Source organism: Paracoccus sp. Arc7-R13 (assembly GCF_004010775.1).
Lineage (GTDB): Bacteria > Pseudomonadota > Alphaproteobacteria > Rhodobacterales > Rhodobacteraceae > Paracoccus > Paracoccus marcusii.
Window position 1 is genome coordinate 1,214,394 of record NZ_CP034810.1, and the last position, 12,945, is coordinate 1,227,338.

Here is a 12,945-nt window from a genome sequence, read left to right on the forward strand (position 1 = left end):
ACCGATGACCAGCCTGTTCCTGCTGCAGCTGCTGAACGGGGTGCAGCTGGGGGTCCTGCTGTTCCTGATCGCCGCCGGGCTGACCCTGGTCTTCGGGATCATGGATTTCGTGAACCTGGCCCATGGCGTGATCTACATGGTCGGCGCCTATCTGGTGGTGATGTTCGCGGGCCTGACCGGCAGCTATGGGCTGGGCCTCCTGCTGACCCTGCCCGCGACGCTGGTCATCGGGCTGGTGCTGGAGGCGTTGATCTTTCGCAGGCTCTATGACCGCCCGCATCTGGATCAGGTGCTGGCGACCTTCGGGCTGGTCATGGTGGTGACGGAACTGGTCAAGATCATCTGGGGCCAGTCGCCGCTGTCGATCCTGCCGCCCGACGCGCTGTCGGGGTCGGTGCCGCTGGTGGGCGCGCTGCGCTATCCGGTGTTCCGGCTGGTGGTGATCGCGGCGGGGCTGGCGGTCGCCGTGGGGCTGTGGCTGGTCATCACGCGGACCCGCATCGGCATGCGCCTGCGGGCGGGCGCCACCAACCGCGCGATGGTGGGCGCGCTTGGCGTCGATATCGGGCGGCTGTTCACCGTCATCTTCGCCTTTGGCGCGATGCTGGCGGGGTTCGCGGGGGCGATGGTGGCACCCATCCTGTCGGTCGATCCGGGCATGGGGGAAAGCGTGCTGATCCTGGCCTTCGTGGTGATCGTCATTGGCGGTATCGGCTCGGTCAAGGGCGCCTTCGCGGGCGCGCTGCTGGTGGGGATCGTCGACACGTTGGGCCGCAGCTTCGGCCCGATCATCCTGCGCGCGGTGATGGAGCCCTCCGCCGCCGCCCAGACCGGGCGCGTGCTGGCGCCGATGCTGGTCTATGTGCTGATGGCCGCGATCCTGGCCGCCCGGCCGCAGGGCCTGTTCGGAGCGCGCCCATGACCCGCTGGCTGATGCGCCGCCGGGTGGCGGCCTGGGCGATCTTCGGCGGTTTCGCCCTGTTGCCGCTGATCGCGGCGATGACGGGGGACCCCTATCTGGTCGTCGTGGCGACGCGCATCCTGGCCTTTGCCATGGCGGCCTTGGCGCTGGACCTGATCCTGGGCTATGGCGGCATGGTCAGCTTTGGCCACGCGGCCTATCTGGGCATCGGCGCCTATGCGGTGGCGATCCTGTCGCGCGCGGGCATCACCGATCTGGGCGCGCATCTGGGCGTGGCGGTGGTCGCGGGGGCGGGTTTCGCGCTGGTCACCGGGGCGATCAGCCTGCGCACGCGGGGCATCTATTTCATCATGATCACGCTGGCCTTCGCGCAGATGGCCTATTTCTTCTTCGTCTCGCTCTCGGCCTATGGCGGCGATGACGGGGTGACGCTGACGGCGCGCTCGACCGTGCTGGGGCAGGACTGGCTGGCCGACGACCGGGTGCTGTACTATGCGGCGCTGGCGATGCTGGCGGGGCTCTATCTGCTGTGTGTCGCGATCACCGGGTCGCGGTTCGGCCGCGTGCTGACGGGGGCGCGGGAAAACCCGCTGCGGATGCAGGCGGTGGGCTTCACCCCCTTCCGGTTCCAGCTGACGGCCTTCGTCATCTCGGGTGCGATGACGGCCATCGCCGGGGTGATCCTGGCCAATCAGGCCAGCTTCGTCTCGCCCTCCTACATGAACTGGCACCGCTCGGGGGAACTGGTGGTGATGGTTGTCCTGGGCGGCATCGGCAACCTGCTGGGCGCCATCGCCGGGGCCACGCTGGCGCTGCTGCTGGAGGAATGGCTGGCGCTCTTCACCGAACATTGGCGGCTGATCTTCGGCGCGCTCCTGATCCTGGTCGTGCTGTTCTCGCGCGACGGGCTGACGGGGCTTTTCAGGGGGCGCGCAAAATGAGCCTTCTCTCGGTGCGCGGGTTGCGCAAATCCTATGGCGCGCTGAAGGTCACCGACGATCTGGGCCTGGAGGTCACCGAAGGGGAACTCCACGCCATCATCGGCCCGAACGGCGCGGGGAAATCCACGCTGATCGCGCAGCTCTCGGGGCAGGCGGGGTCGGATGCGGGCTCGGTCCGCTTTGCGGGGGCCGAGATGATGGGTCGTCCCATGCCCGCGCGGGTCCGGGCGGGCATGTCGCGCAGCTTCCAGATCACCTCGATCCTGCCGGGCTTCACCGTGCTGGAGAACGTGGCCACCGCGGTGCAGGCCCATGCGGGCAGCAGCTTCCGCTTCTTCGCCCCGGTCGCACGGGACACCGGCCTGAACGCACAGGCGCGGGACGCGCTGTCTCGCGTGGGTCTGGCCGACCGCGCCGACACCCGCGCCGGCAGCCTGTCGCATGGAGAGAAGCGCGCGCTGGAACTGGCCATCGCGCTGGCCACGCGGCCGCGCCTGCTGCTGCTGGACGAGCCCTTGGCCGGGACCAGCGGGGCCGAGGCGGAACGCCTGGTCCAGGTCATGGCGGGCCTGAAGAGGCAGGTGACGCTGGTGCTGATCGAACATGACATGGACGCGGTCTTTGCGCTGGCCGACCGGGTCAGCGTGCTTGTCTATGGCCGGATCATCGCGACCGGCACGCCCGATCAGGTTCGCGCCGACCCGGCGGTGCGCGCCGCCTATCTGGGGGATGCGTGATGCTGGTCGTCGAGGGGCTGCAGGCCGGTTACGGAGAGGCGCAGGTCCTCCACGACATCCACCTGTCGGTCGGGCAGGGGCAGGTGGTGACCCTGCTGGGCCGCAACGGCATGGGCAAGACGACGACGATCAGCACGATATTCGGCCTGCTGGCGGCACGGGGCGGGCGCGTCAGCATAGACGGGCGCGACGTGACCCGCGCCGCACCGCACCGCATCGCGCGCGCGGGCCTGGGCCTGGTCCCCGAGGGGCGGCAGGTGTTTCCGACGCTGGACGTGCGCGAGAACCTGATCGCCACCGCGCGCCCCGGACACTGGACCCTGTCGCGCGTCCTTGAGCTGTTCCCGCGCCTGTCCGAACGCATGGGCCACAAGGGCAGCGAACTGTCTGGCGGCGAGCAGCAGATGCTGGCCATCGGCCGGGCGCTGATGACCAACCCCCGCCTGATCGTGCTGGACGAGGCGACCGAGGGCCTGGCCCCCCTGATCCGGGACGAGATCTGGTCCTGCCTGACGCGCCTGAAGGACCAGGGCGAGGCGATCCTGATCGTGGACAAGAACCTGTCGGCCCTGACCCGCTTTGCCGACCATCATGTGGTGATCGAGAAGGGCCGCACCGTCTGGTCCGGCGACAATGCGCAGCTTTTGAACGATTCCGCTGTGGCAGAACGGCATCTGGGCGTCTGACGGACGCACATCCCCCTTTACCGGCGCGGCCTGCGCGACATAATAAGATGCATTGGTCTGCGGCGACTGCCGCCCGTTTTTTTCAGGAATTCATCATGCGTCCGTCCGCGCGAATCGTGACCCTTGGTCTTGCTTTCGCGCCGCTGATGCTGGCCGCCTGCCGCGTCGATGCCGGCGGAGGCGGTGAGGCACCAACCGTCCAATGCGCCCCGGCCCAAGGTGTGGACATGGTCCAGGCCGATGCCCTGTGCCACGCGCTGCGCGCCCAGGACCCCAAGGGCGGGATTCGCCTGCGTGTCCTGGCCACGGGGCTCACGGCGTTGTCCGCACAGCTGAACCGCGTGACCGACCAGGGCGACCGGCCCGGCCAGCGGATGGATTTCAGCGTCACGGACCGGGACCTGCAGCCCGACGATTTCATCAGCTTTGCCCGCGACCTGCTGCGATACGGGTTGCCCGATTAGGAAAGAGCCGCACGCATGTGCCAGATCTGCGCCAACCTTCGTCCCTATGACAAATCCTGCGCCGGGTCGGAGTTCGCGGGTTCCACCGTCGATCTGCTCAGCGCGACGCTGCGCGAACAGGGCGACGCGCCGGGGGGGCGGGGAACCCCCTATCGCATGGCGCCGGGGGACGTGTTCAACGGCACGGTCGGATTTTCGGGCGACAATGACTGGGTGGCCGTCCGTCTGGAGGCCGGCACGACCTATCGGATCGCCCTGAACGGCATCAGCCTGTCGGACCCCCTGCTGGAACTGCGCGGCCCCGATGGCCGCGTGGTCGCCGTGAACGACGACGGGGGGCCGGGGCTGGACAGCCTGATCACCATCGCGCCCACGCAGACCGGGACCTATTACGTGAACGCGGGCGCCTATTCCGCGGGCACCGGCAGCTATCAGCTGGTCGTGACCGAGGCGCCCGTGCCCCGGCCTGCCCCGATGGCAGAGCTGGCCACCTATCTGACCGACGGCTTCTGGGCCGATACCGGACAGTCCGCGCGGTCCTTCGACATGTCGCGCGACAACATCATCACCTATGACTTCAGCGGCCTGACGCCGCAGGGCCGGGCGCTGGCGCGCGACGCGATGCAGGCCTGGTCGGCGGTCGCCAACCTGCGCTTCGTCGAACAGCGCGCCGATGCCGACATCACCTTCGACGACAACCAGGACGGGGCCTTTGCCCAGTCGACGATCATGGGCGGGCGCATCCTGCGGTCGTCGATCAACGTCTCCACGGACTGGATTTCGCAGGATGGCGCACGCATCGGCACCTATTCCTATCAGACCTACGTGCATGAGATCGGCCACGCGCTGGGCCTGGGGCACCAGGGCCCCTATAATGGCAGCGGCAATTTCGCCGATGACGCTTGGTTCGTGAACGACAGCTGGCAGGCCTCTGTGATGTCCTATTTCGGCCAAGAGGAAAACCCCAACATCGCCGCCAGCGGCGCCTATCTGGCGTCGCTGATGCCCGCCGACATCATCGCCATCCAGCGCCTGTACGGCGCCGCGGGTGCGGGGTCGCTGACCGCGGGCAACACCGTCTATGGCGTGGGCCATACGCTGGGCAGCAGCTGGCTGGGGCGCGTGTTCTCGGCCCAGGACGGGGGCTCTCACCAGACCGTCCAGAACGCGCGCGGCGTGGCGATGACCATCTATGACGCAGGCGGCCATGACGTTCTGAACTTCTCCAACGACGATCAGGCGCAGCGGGTCGATCTGCGCCCCGGGGCCATGTCGGACATCTATGGCCTGCGCGGCAATCTGCAGATCGCCCAGAACACCGTGATCGAGGGCTATGTCGCGGGATTGGGCAATGACGCGGTCCATGGCAACGCTGCCGGCAACGTCCTGCGCGGCATGGGCGGCCACGATCGGCTGTCGGGCGGATGGGGCAACGACATCCTGCATGGCGGCGCGGGGAACGACACGCTGCTGGGGGATGTCGGTGCGGACCGGCTGTTCGGCGATGCCGGGAACGACGTGCTGACCGACCTGCAGGGCGACAATGCGATGGCGGGCGGGACAGGGGACGATCACCTGACCGCGGGGGCCGGACGCGACAGCCTTTATGGCGACGACGGCGCGGACATCATCCTGGCGGGGGCGGGCGACGACTTGATCCGCGGCGGGGCGGGGTTCGACACGATCCGCGCCGGTGCCGGCCATGATCGGGCCGAGGGAGGCCTGGGCAACGACATCGTCGATGGCGGCTGGGGCAACGACCGCCTGTTCGGCCAACAGGGCAACGACACGATGGTCGGCGGGCTGGGGGCCGATTCGATGGCGGGCGGACTGGGCGCGGACACGTTCCGGTTTTTCTCTGCCGCCGACAGCAGCCTAGCCGCGCCGGACCTGATCGTCGATTTCGACCCCGATCGGGATGTTATCGACCTGCGGGCGCTGGATGTCGACTATGTCGGACGCGGGCCGCTGGCGGGGGATGCCTCGGTGCGGTGGGACCACGCGAACGGGATGACCCGCGTGCTGGTCGACGTGGACGGCGACCGCCTGCCTGACATGCTGATTCGCCTGAGCGGCAGGCTGCAGCTGGACGCCGACAGCTTCCTGCTGTGAGGCGGCCCGCGCGGGGCTTGCAAATTCCCCGCGACCGGGTCCATCTGCCTGCCAACACCGATGACAAGGACCGGCCATGGCATATGCACAGACCCTGACCACCCGCCCCGGATTGGGCCTTCCCGGAACCGGCGCACTGGTTGTCCTGGCGCTTGGCACCATCGCGCTGGCGCTGACCCAGGGGGCGGCGCAGGGCGCGCTGTTCCTGGTGGGCGGCGCCTTGGGAATGTCGCTGTACCATGCGGCGTTCGGGTTCACCTCCGCGTGGCGCGTGTTCATCTTGGACCGCCGGGGCAGGGGCCTTCGGGTGCAGATGCTGCTGCTGGCCATGGCGGTGGTGCTGTTCTTTCCGGCCCTGGCATCGGGAACGCTGTTTGGGAACGAGGTGCGGGGGCTGGTCTCTCCGGCCGGGCTGGGGGTGATCGCGGGGGCGTTCATCTTCGGCATCGGCATGCAGCTGGGCGGCGGCTGCGCCTCCGGCACGCTGTTCACCGCCGGGGGCGGCAATGCGCGGATGCTGATCACGCTGGTCTTCTTCATCGTGGGGTCGGTGCTGGGCACCGTCCATTTCGACTGGTGGGCCAGCCTGCCCGCGCTGGAGCCTGTCGCCTTGTGGCAGCCGCTTGGTCCCTGGGGCGGGATCGCGCTGTCTCTGGCCATCTTCGGGGCGATCGCGCTGATCACGATGCGGGTCGAACGCAACCGCCACGGCACGCTGGAGCAGCCCCCCGAAAGTGAGCGTCACGGCATGGCGCGCTGGCTGCGCGGGCCCTGGCCGCTGGTCGGTGGCGCGGTGGCGCTGGTGGTGCTGAACTTCCTGACGCTGGCGATCTCGGGGCGGCCTTGGGGCATCACCTCGGCCTTTGCGCTGTGGGGGGCCAAGATCGCGCAGGCCATCGGCATCGACCCCACCGCCTGGGGCTACTGGCAGCGGCCCGCCAATGCCGAGGCGCTGCAGTCAAGCGTGTTCTCGGACGTCACCTCGGTCATGGATTTCGGCATCATCGCGGGGGCCATGCTGGCCGCGTCGCTGGCCGGTCGGTTCGCGCCGTCGCTGCGGATCCCGCTGCGGTCGGTGATCGCCGCGGTCGTGGGCGGGCTGATGCTGGGTTACGGCGCGCGCATCGCCTATGGCTGCAACATCGGGGCCTATTTCTCGGGGATCGCGTCGGGCAGCCTGCACGGTTATCTGTGGGCGGTGGCGGCATTCGCGGGCAACATGCTGGGCGTGGCCCTGCGCCCGTGGTTCTTCATGGAACGCCGCACCAGCCGCGCCGACGGCTGAGATGGACTGGCTGGACTCCGTCGACGCCTATTGCGAACGCACCGGGCCGGAATACTGGTCCGAACCCGTCAATGCGCTGACCAACCTGGCCTTTCTGCTGGCGGCTCTGGTCATGGCGCGGCGCCTGCGGGGACCGGGCATGGCGACGGGGCACGTGCTGGCCGGGGTGCTGTTCGTCATCGGGCTGGGGTCCTGGCTGTTTCACACCCATGCCAACGGACTGACCGGGCTGATGGACGTCCTGCCGATCCTGACGTTCATCCTGATCTACGTGTTTGCCGCCACACGCGACTATCTGGGCGCCCGGCCTTGGGTCGCGGCGCTGGTGACGGCTGGGTTCATCCCCTATGCGGCGATCACGGTGCCGCTGTTCGCGCAGGTGCCGGGGCTGGGATCGTCGGCCAGCTATGCCCCGGTGCCGGTGCTGATCCTGGCCTATGCGGTCCTGCTGCGGAACCGCCAGCCGCGCGTGGCGCGGGGCCTGGCGATCGGGGCGGGGCTGCTGACGCTGTCGCTGACCTTCCGCACGCTGGACCAGGCCAGCTGCGCCGTGCTGCCCATCGGCACGCATTTCATGTGGCACATCCTGAACGCGACCATGCTGGCATGGATGATCGAGGTCTGGCGGCGGCATCGGATCGGTTAGGGGATCTTGGTGCACCCGAAGGGATTCGAACCCCTGGCCTCTGCCTTCGGAGGGATTACGACTAGCTCCGTCGATTACCGAAAGGGGCACGCCATGATGCGCTATGTTACTGTAAATAAAAAGGAATTTGATTTCCTTCGCCGACAAGCCTATCCTTCTGTTCGCCACGGTTTTCGCCCTGCTGCTTACGTGGTGCTTACGCGGGTTTTCGGGCATGTGACGGAGGAAGTCCATGGCTAAACTTACAAAACGCGTCGTCGATGCGGCGGAAAGCCGTCGCAGTGATTACGTGATCTGGGACGATGAGCTACCCGGTTTCGGGCTTCGTGTCTTCACATCAGGCAAGCGCAGCTATGTGATCCAGTATCGCCAGGGAGGACGGTCGCGGCGCTACACCATCGGCCTGCATGGTATCTGGACGCCAGAACTGGCCCGCCAGGAGGCCAAGGTCCAACTTGGCAGGATCGCGCGCGGCGAAGACCCGGCCGAGGAAAAGCAGCTCGATCGCAAGTCCATGTCGGTCAAGGAACTCTGCACTCTTTATCTGAATGACATGAACGCCGGTCTCATCATGGGGAAAGGCGGCCGTCCAAAGAAGCACAGCACGATTGTGACCGATACCGGGCGGATCAACCGGCACATCATCCCGCTCTTGGGCAGTCGGCGGGTGCGTGACTTGACCAAATCCGACGTCAACAAGCTCCTCAAAGACGTCATGGCGGGTAAAACTCGGATTTCGGTCAAGACCGATAAGCTTAGAGGCAGGGCCATTGTCCGCGGCGGTCCTGGGACTGCCGCTCGAACCGTCAGCCTTCTCGGCGGTATTCTTACCTATGCCGTCGATGCTGGGATCATCGAGCGGAACCCGGCGCATGGCATCAAGAAACCGAAGGATAACGTCCGCAAGCGTCGGCTGTCCGAGGCGGAGTATCGCCTACTTGGTGTCTTGCTGCGCAAAGCAGCGCAGAACGAGAATTATGCCATGACCGTCGAGATCATCCGCCAGATCACCATGACGGGTTGCCGCCGATCGGAAATGATCGGGCTAAGCTGGAGCGAAGTTGACGCCCAAGCCAGTTGCCTGCGCCTTGAAGACAGCAAGGAAGGCTATTCCATTCGGCCCATCGGGCTGCCTGTCGTGGAGTATCTGGAAGAGCGCGCCAAGTCGCGTATCGGCACTTATGTGTTTCCCGGCCGTGATGAGGACAGAGCGTTCGGCAGCTTCCCCAATCACTGGAAGAAGATCTTCACGGACTCCCCGCTTGCCGATGTCACTCCCCACGTTCTTCGCCATAGCTTCGCGAGCATAGCGAATGATCTCGGGTTCACGGAGATCACCATCGCCGCTCTCGTCGGTCACGCCAAGGGGTCTGTCACGAGCAATTACATCCACACCGTCGACACGGCCCTCATCATGGCGGCCGACACGATTGCTGGCTACATTCAGGGCCTGCTCGATGGCATCGAGTTCAAGCAGACCGCCTACGCGCTGGATCGGGACTCCCGGAAGACGTCGCTCGCGCGCTTCCTTCAGAAGGCAGCAGGCAACGACGACAGAACCGCCGACGTGGCGCAGCCTCTGGCGGCTTGAGGATGGCGGAAACGGCTGGCGGATCGTGGGTCAGCCTTGAAATTGGGGCGCCTCCAATATATATTCCGACACATCGGAAGATTTATTGGTTGGAGGCGTCCATGCCCGCGACTGAAATGCTGAAGGCCACGGAGGCGGCCGTGGTCGCCCGCGTCAGCCTGCGCGATGTCAATCGCGTCATCGACGAGCGCATCCTGCCCGAAACGCTGGTCTCGGTCGAAAACGGACGTTTCGTGCTAGGGGCCGCCTGCACCCTGATCGCCTTCTATTTCGAGAGCGCCAAACGGCTGACCTCGGAGGAACGCCTGTTCGCCATCCGCTCCGCCGAGCCACGGTTGCGGCGCTGGAACCGCGCAGCCACCGAGGCCATGCTGAAAGCCGACTGGACCGTTCGCCACGACTTCCTGACCATCGACCTTCTGCCCTTCTTCGAGCGTTCCGTCGCACGGCTGGAACGGCTGGACGCCGCGCGCGAGGTGGTCACCATCTCCGATGACATCATGGGCGGCACCCCGGTCATCAGCGGCACGCGCGTTCCGGTTCACGACGTCGCGGCCGCATTGGCGGCGGGCGTCCCCGCCAAGGAGATCCTTGAGGATTATCCGTCTCTGACCGAGGACAGGCTGGAATTGGCCGCGCTCTATGCGGAGGCCAACCCCCTTCGCGGACGGCCGAAGCCGCTCATCGCCAGACTGCCCGAAGGTGCGCGCATCCTCTCGGATCATCGCGTGCCGCGCAGGCGAGCCGGATGAAGTTCCTGATCGACGAATGCCTCAGCCCGAAGCTGACCGAGCTGGCTCACCAGAGGGGGCATGGGGAATCGTCCCATGTCGTCTGGCTGGGCCGCTCGGGCGCGAAGGACTGGGATCTCATCCCCCTCATCGTAACCGTCCGGCGTGACCGCTATCCGTTCCAGCGCCACGGCATCAGGTCATCGACCTTGGTGATCTTGTAGTCGGGAATGCGGGCGAGAGTGTCAGCGAGCCAGGCGTGGGGATCGACGGCGTTGAGCTTGGCCGTTTCGATCAGGGTGTAGGCGATGGCAGCGGCGTTGCCGCCCGCCTCGGAGCCGACGAAGAGGTAGTTCTTCCGCCCGAGGGCGATGGCGCGCATGCCGCGTTCGGCGGTGTTGTTGTCCAACTCCAGGATGCCGTGGTCGAGGTAGGGGCGCAGGCGGTCCATTCGGGTCAGGGCATAGCGGATGGCGGCCGCGAGCGGGGATTTGCCCGAGATTTCCGTCAGTCTCATGGCCAGCCATCGCTGCAGATCGTCGAAGACCGGGGCGGCGTGAGCTTTGCGGAGTTCCGTGCGGCGGTCTGGCGGCGACCCTCGGGCTTCTTTCTCGACGGCGTAGAGCTGTGCGATCCGGCCGATGGCCTCTCCGGCGATCGGGGAGCCCTGCGACCGATGGATATCGACGAACTTTCGCCGGACATGGGCCATGCAGGCGACCTCGCGGATGGTGCCGGAGCGGTAGAGATCCTCGAACCCGGCATAACCGTCGGCGTGCATCCAGCCGCGGAAGCGGGCGAGGTGGTCCTTGGGATGCTGGCCCTTGCGGTCACCGGAGAAGCGATACCATGCCGCCGGTGGGGCCTGCCCGCCCCAAGGGCGTTCGTCGCGCGCATAGGTCCAGAGCCGGGCGGTCTGGGTCTTGCCGGTGCCGGGCGCCAGCATGCTGATCGGCGTGTCGTCGGCGAAGATCGCCTCGGCTGAGAAGACATGGCGCCCGATGGCGTCGGCCAGCGGCTCCAACAGGGCCGTGCTCTTGCCCACCCAGTCGGCCAGGGTGGACCGGTCCAGGTCGAGACCTTCGCGCTCGAAGATCTGGCTCTGGCGGTAGAGCGGAAGGTGGTCGGCATACTTGCTCACCAAGACATGGGCGAGGAGGCCCGGCCCCGGGCGACCGCGCTCGATCGGGCGCGAGGGCAGTGGGGACTGCACGAAGCGTTCACAGCACGAGCAGGTCAGCCGAGGGCGGACAAGCCGGTTCACGATGAACCGCCCGGGAACGTATTCCAGCTCTTCCGTCACATCTTCCCCGATCCGGCGCAGGCGCCCGCCGCAATCGGCACAGGCATCTGTGCTCGGTGTCAGCTCCACCTCCATTCGCGGGATGTGGTCCGGGATCGGACGACGCTTGGGTTTGTCCTTCTCCTCGATGTCCGGCAGCTTCATCCGCGCGGTCATCGCGGCGGCGGCGATCTCGCTGGTCTCAAGGGCCAGCTGCAACTGTTCCGCCGTCTCGGACGACGCACCAAACCGGTGCGCCCGGTGCCCGGCCAGCTGATGCCGGAGCTTCTCGATCAGGATCGCCTGGGCCTTCACCTCGGCCAGAAGCCGCGCGGTGAAGCTGCGCAGCTCCTCGGGGTCTTCCGGCAATGTCAGGGCCTGGGTGAGCATGCGGAAAGTTTATCCCACTGTATTACTTGTGGGAATCACTGATTGCAGGCGCCGTGGACTATCCCGCCGCCAGAGGCCGCCACGTCCGTTCCGGTGCCCGCCAGTCGATGCCTTCCAGCAGCATCGACAGTTGCGCAGGCGACAAAGCCACCTTGCCCTCCTTGGCCGAGGGCCAGACGAACCGACCCTTCTCCAGCCGCTTCATGAACATGCACGCGCCTTGGCCATCCCACCAGATCACCTTCACCAGATCGCCCCGACGGCCACGGAAGACGAACAGATGCCCGGCGAACGGGTCCTGCTTCAGCACCGCCTCGGCCTGCGCCGCCAGTGCCGTGAACCCCTTGCGCATGTCGGTGGCGCCCGCCGCCAGCCAGACCCGCGTGTTCGCCGGAACCGGGATCACGCCGTCACGCCCCGGATCAGCCGCGCCAGAGCCTCGGGATCATAGCTCCCGCTGATGCGCATCCGGTGCCCGCCCGCCAATTCGATCTCGATGTGGTTGTGGGCGGCAGGTGTTGCCCGGGCAGACCTGGTCTCCGCGACAATCTCCACAGGCAGAAAGCGCGCCTCCTCTGACGGGGGAAGAGCCGAGGCGGGGTCCGGCGCGTAACGGCGATCGCGCAGCCACTTGAAGATCAAGTTCGCATTCACCGCGTAGCGCCGCGCCACCTGGGCGACCGATACCCCCGGCGCCGCCGTCTGGAAGCAGATCGACCGCTTCTCCTCATCCGTCCAAAGCCGCTTCGTCCGACGCGCCACGTCATCACCACAGTGTCCACTATCAATGGTGGACACTATCCCGCACTCTCACACCGCGGCAGAGCGGTTAGACCGGACGGTTACCCCTCATCATCGAGGACGACTGGACCTTCGTGACCCGCAATTCCGTCGATTTCCGGGGCGCAGCCTCGCGCCCCGGCGAGAAAGGGCAATATGCCCGTGTCGATCTGCATGCCGGCCTGGTCTGCCTCAATGGCCCCGAGGGTATGACGCGAGCCCTCCAGTTGGAGTTGTTCGAGCAAGCCCTGCTCGAACTTGACGCCGATCCAGACCTTGTGAACCAGGTGCTTGAAGTCACGCTGGAGGACGATGACCATCTGCGTGTTATCCGATATGCGCTCCCCTCGGAGCCGGACCAGAGAACCTGACGGGAGC

At 66.7% G+C, this 12,945-nt stretch carries 16 protein-coding genes; 13 read left to right on the forward strand and 3 right to left on the reverse strand.

The genetic code is table 11. The annotated features are described in order from the left end of the window. The first annotated feature begins 4 nt into the window (after positions 1-4). The 12 genes from EOJ32_RS06090 to EOJ32_RS20255 all read left to right on the forward strand — a co-directional run bounded on the left by EOJ32_RS06090 (position 5) and on the right by EOJ32_RS20255 (position 10,339). Entirely contained in the window at positions 5-922 is a 918-nt protein-coding gene (locus EOJ32_RS06090) for a branched-chain amino acid ABC transporter permease (RefSeq protein ID WP_127898004.1), read from the forward strand. Then, entirely contained in the window at positions 919-1,863 is a 945-nt protein-coding gene (locus EOJ32_RS06095; RefSeq protein WP_127898005.1) for a branched-chain amino acid ABC transporter permease, read from the forward strand. The genes EOJ32_RS06090 and EOJ32_RS06095 overlap by 4 nt, the downstream gene beginning before the upstream one ends. Further along, complete coding sequence (locus tag EOJ32_RS06100) at positions 1,860-2,600, forward strand: ABC transporter ATP-binding protein (protein WP_127898006.1); 741 nt, start codon at positions 1,860-1,862, stop codon at positions 2,598-2,600. The genes EOJ32_RS06095 and EOJ32_RS06100 overlap by 4 nt, the downstream gene beginning before the upstream one ends. Then, complete coding sequence (locus tag EOJ32_RS06105) at positions 2,600-3,286, forward strand: ABC transporter ATP-binding protein (protein ID WP_046000173.1); 687 nt, start codon at positions 2,600-2,602, stop codon at positions 3,284-3,286. The genes EOJ32_RS06100 and EOJ32_RS06105 overlap by 1 nt, the downstream gene beginning before the upstream one ends. A 95-nt stretch (positions 3,287-3,381) precedes the next feature. Next, positions 3,382-3,750 carry a hypothetical protein gene (locus EOJ32_RS06110; protein WP_127898007.1) on the forward strand — a complete coding sequence of 123 codons (369 nt, stop codon included), beginning with the start codon at positions 3,382-3,384 and terminating at the stop codon, positions 3,748-3,750. A gap of 15 nt (positions 3,751-3,765) precedes the next feature. Further along, positions 3,766-5,862: a M10 family metallopeptidase C-terminal domain-containing protein gene (locus EOJ32_RS06115; protein ID WP_127898008.1), complete on the forward strand. Its 2,097-nt coding sequence runs from the start codon at positions 3,766-3,768 to the stop codon at positions 5,860-5,862. A 76-nt stretch (positions 5,863-5,938) separates the two neighbouring features. Then, entirely contained in the window at positions 5,939-7,147 is a 1,209-nt protein-coding gene (locus tag EOJ32_RS06120) for a YeeE/YedE family protein (RefSeq protein WP_127898009.1), read from the forward strand. Position 7,148: 1 nt separating this feature from the next. Further along, the gene (locus EOJ32_RS06125; RefSeq protein ID WP_127898010.1) at positions 7,149-7,793 is read left to right on the forward strand and encodes a ceramidase domain-containing protein; all 645 of its coding nucleotides are present in this window, start codon (positions 7,149-7,151) and stop codon (positions 7,791-7,793) included. 93 nt (positions 7,794-7,886) lie between these two features. After that, complete coding sequence (locus tag EOJ32_RS20065) at positions 7,887-8,033, forward strand: hypothetical protein (RefSeq protein WP_155043630.1); 147 nt, start codon at positions 7,887-7,889, stop codon at positions 8,031-8,033. Next, entirely contained in the window at positions 8,026-9,384 is a 1,359-nt protein-coding gene (locus EOJ32_RS06130) for a site-specific integrase (protein ID WP_080620466.1), read from the forward strand. The genes EOJ32_RS20065 and EOJ32_RS06130 overlap by 8 nt, the downstream gene beginning before the upstream one ends. A 101-nt stretch (positions 9,385-9,485) precedes the next feature. Then, the gene (locus tag EOJ32_RS06135) at positions 9,486-10,136 is read left to right on the forward strand and encodes a DUF433 domain-containing protein (RefSeq protein ID WP_080620467.1); all 651 of its coding nucleotides are present in this window, start codon (positions 9,486-9,488) and stop codon (positions 10,134-10,136) included. Next, complete coding sequence (locus EOJ32_RS20255; protein WP_089389002.1) at positions 10,133-10,339, forward strand: DUF5615 family PIN-like protein; 207 nt, start codon at positions 10,133-10,135, stop codon at positions 10,337-10,339. Before EOJ32_RS06135 ends, EOJ32_RS20255 begins: the two co-directional genes overlap by 4 nt. Here EOJ32_RS20255 and EOJ32_RS06145 read toward each other — a convergent pair. From EOJ32_RS06145 to EOJ32_RS06155, 3 genes are read right to left on the reverse strand one after another with little or no spacing between them, the layout of a single operon-like run. Continuing rightward, on the reverse strand, positions 10,288-11,787 hold the full coding sequence (locus EOJ32_RS06145; protein ID WP_035746780.1) for an IS66 family transposase: 1,500 nt from the start codon (positions 11,785-11,787) through the stop codon (positions 10,288-10,290). The two genes, EOJ32_RS20255 and EOJ32_RS06145, sit on opposite strands and share 52 nt — an antisense overlap. Positions 11,788-11,845: 58 nt before the next feature. After that, positions 11,846-12,193 (reverse strand): IS66 family insertion sequence element accessory protein TnpB, encoded by a 348-nt coding sequence (gene tnpB / locus EOJ32_RS06150; RefSeq protein ID WP_035746778.1) that lies wholly within the window; start codon positions 12,191-12,193, stop codon positions 11,846-11,848. Further along, positions 12,190-12,585 (reverse strand): transposase, encoded by a 396-nt coding sequence (locus tag EOJ32_RS06155; RefSeq protein WP_080620470.1) that lies wholly within the window; start codon positions 12,583-12,585, stop codon positions 12,190-12,192. The genes tnpB and EOJ32_RS06155 overlap by 4 nt, the downstream gene beginning before the upstream one ends. A gap of 77 nt (positions 12,586-12,662) precedes the next feature. Here EOJ32_RS06155 and EOJ32_RS06160 point away from each other — a divergent pair, with 77 nt between their 5' ends. Beyond that, on the forward strand, positions 12,663-12,938 hold the full coding sequence (locus tag EOJ32_RS06160; protein ID WP_205963182.1) for a hypothetical protein: 276 nt from the start codon (positions 12,663-12,665) through the stop codon (positions 12,936-12,938). The last annotated feature ends 7 nt before the right edge of the window (positions 12,939-12,945 follow it).

Coding starts and splice junctions, on each gene's coding strand:
- EOJ32_RS06090 (WP_127898004.1), top strand. CDS start 5: ATGACCAGCCTGTTCCTGCTGCAGCTGCTGAACGGGGTGCAGCTGGGG.
- EOJ32_RS06095 (WP_127898005.1), top strand. CDS start 919: ATGACCCGCTGGCTGATGCGCCGCCGGGTGGCGGCCTGGGCGATCTTC.
- EOJ32_RS06100 (WP_127898006.1), top strand. CDS start 1,860: ATGAGCCTTCTCTCGGTGCGCGGGTTGCGCAAATCCTATGGCGCGCTG.
- EOJ32_RS06105 (WP_046000173.1), top strand. CDS start 2,600: ATGCTGGTCGTCGAGGGGCTGCAGGCCGGTTACGGAGAGGCGCAGGTC.
- EOJ32_RS06110 (WP_127898007.1), top strand. CDS start 3,382: ATGCGTCCGTCCGCGCGAATCGTGACCCTTGGTCTTGCTTTCGCGCCG.
- EOJ32_RS06115 (WP_127898008.1), top strand. CDS start 3,766: ATGTGCCAGATCTGCGCCAACCTTCGTCCCTATGACAAATCCTGCGCC.
- EOJ32_RS06120 (WP_127898009.1), top strand. CDS start 5,939: ATGGCATATGCACAGACCCTGACCACCCGCCCCGGATTGGGCCTTCCC.
- EOJ32_RS06125 (WP_127898010.1), top strand. CDS start 7,149: ATGGACTGGCTGGACTCCGTCGACGCCTATTGCGAACGCACCGGGCCG.
- EOJ32_RS20065 (WP_155043630.1), top strand. CDS start 7,887: ATGATGCGCTATGTTACTGTAAATAAAAAGGAATTTGATTTCCTTCGC.
- EOJ32_RS06130 (WP_080620466.1), top strand. CDS start 8,026: ATGGCTAAACTTACAAAACGCGTCGTCGATGCGGCGGAAAGCCGTCGC.
- EOJ32_RS06135 (WP_080620467.1), top strand. CDS start 9,486: ATGCCCGCGACTGAAATGCTGAAGGCCACGGAGGCGGCCGTGGTCGCC.
- EOJ32_RS20255 (WP_089389002.1), top strand. CDS start 10,133: ATGAAGTTCCTGATCGACGAATGCCTCAGCCCGAAGCTGACCGAGCTG.
- EOJ32_RS06145 (WP_035746780.1), bottom strand. CDS start 11,787: ATGCTCACCCAGGCCCTGACATTGCCGGAAGACCCCGAGGAGCTGCGC.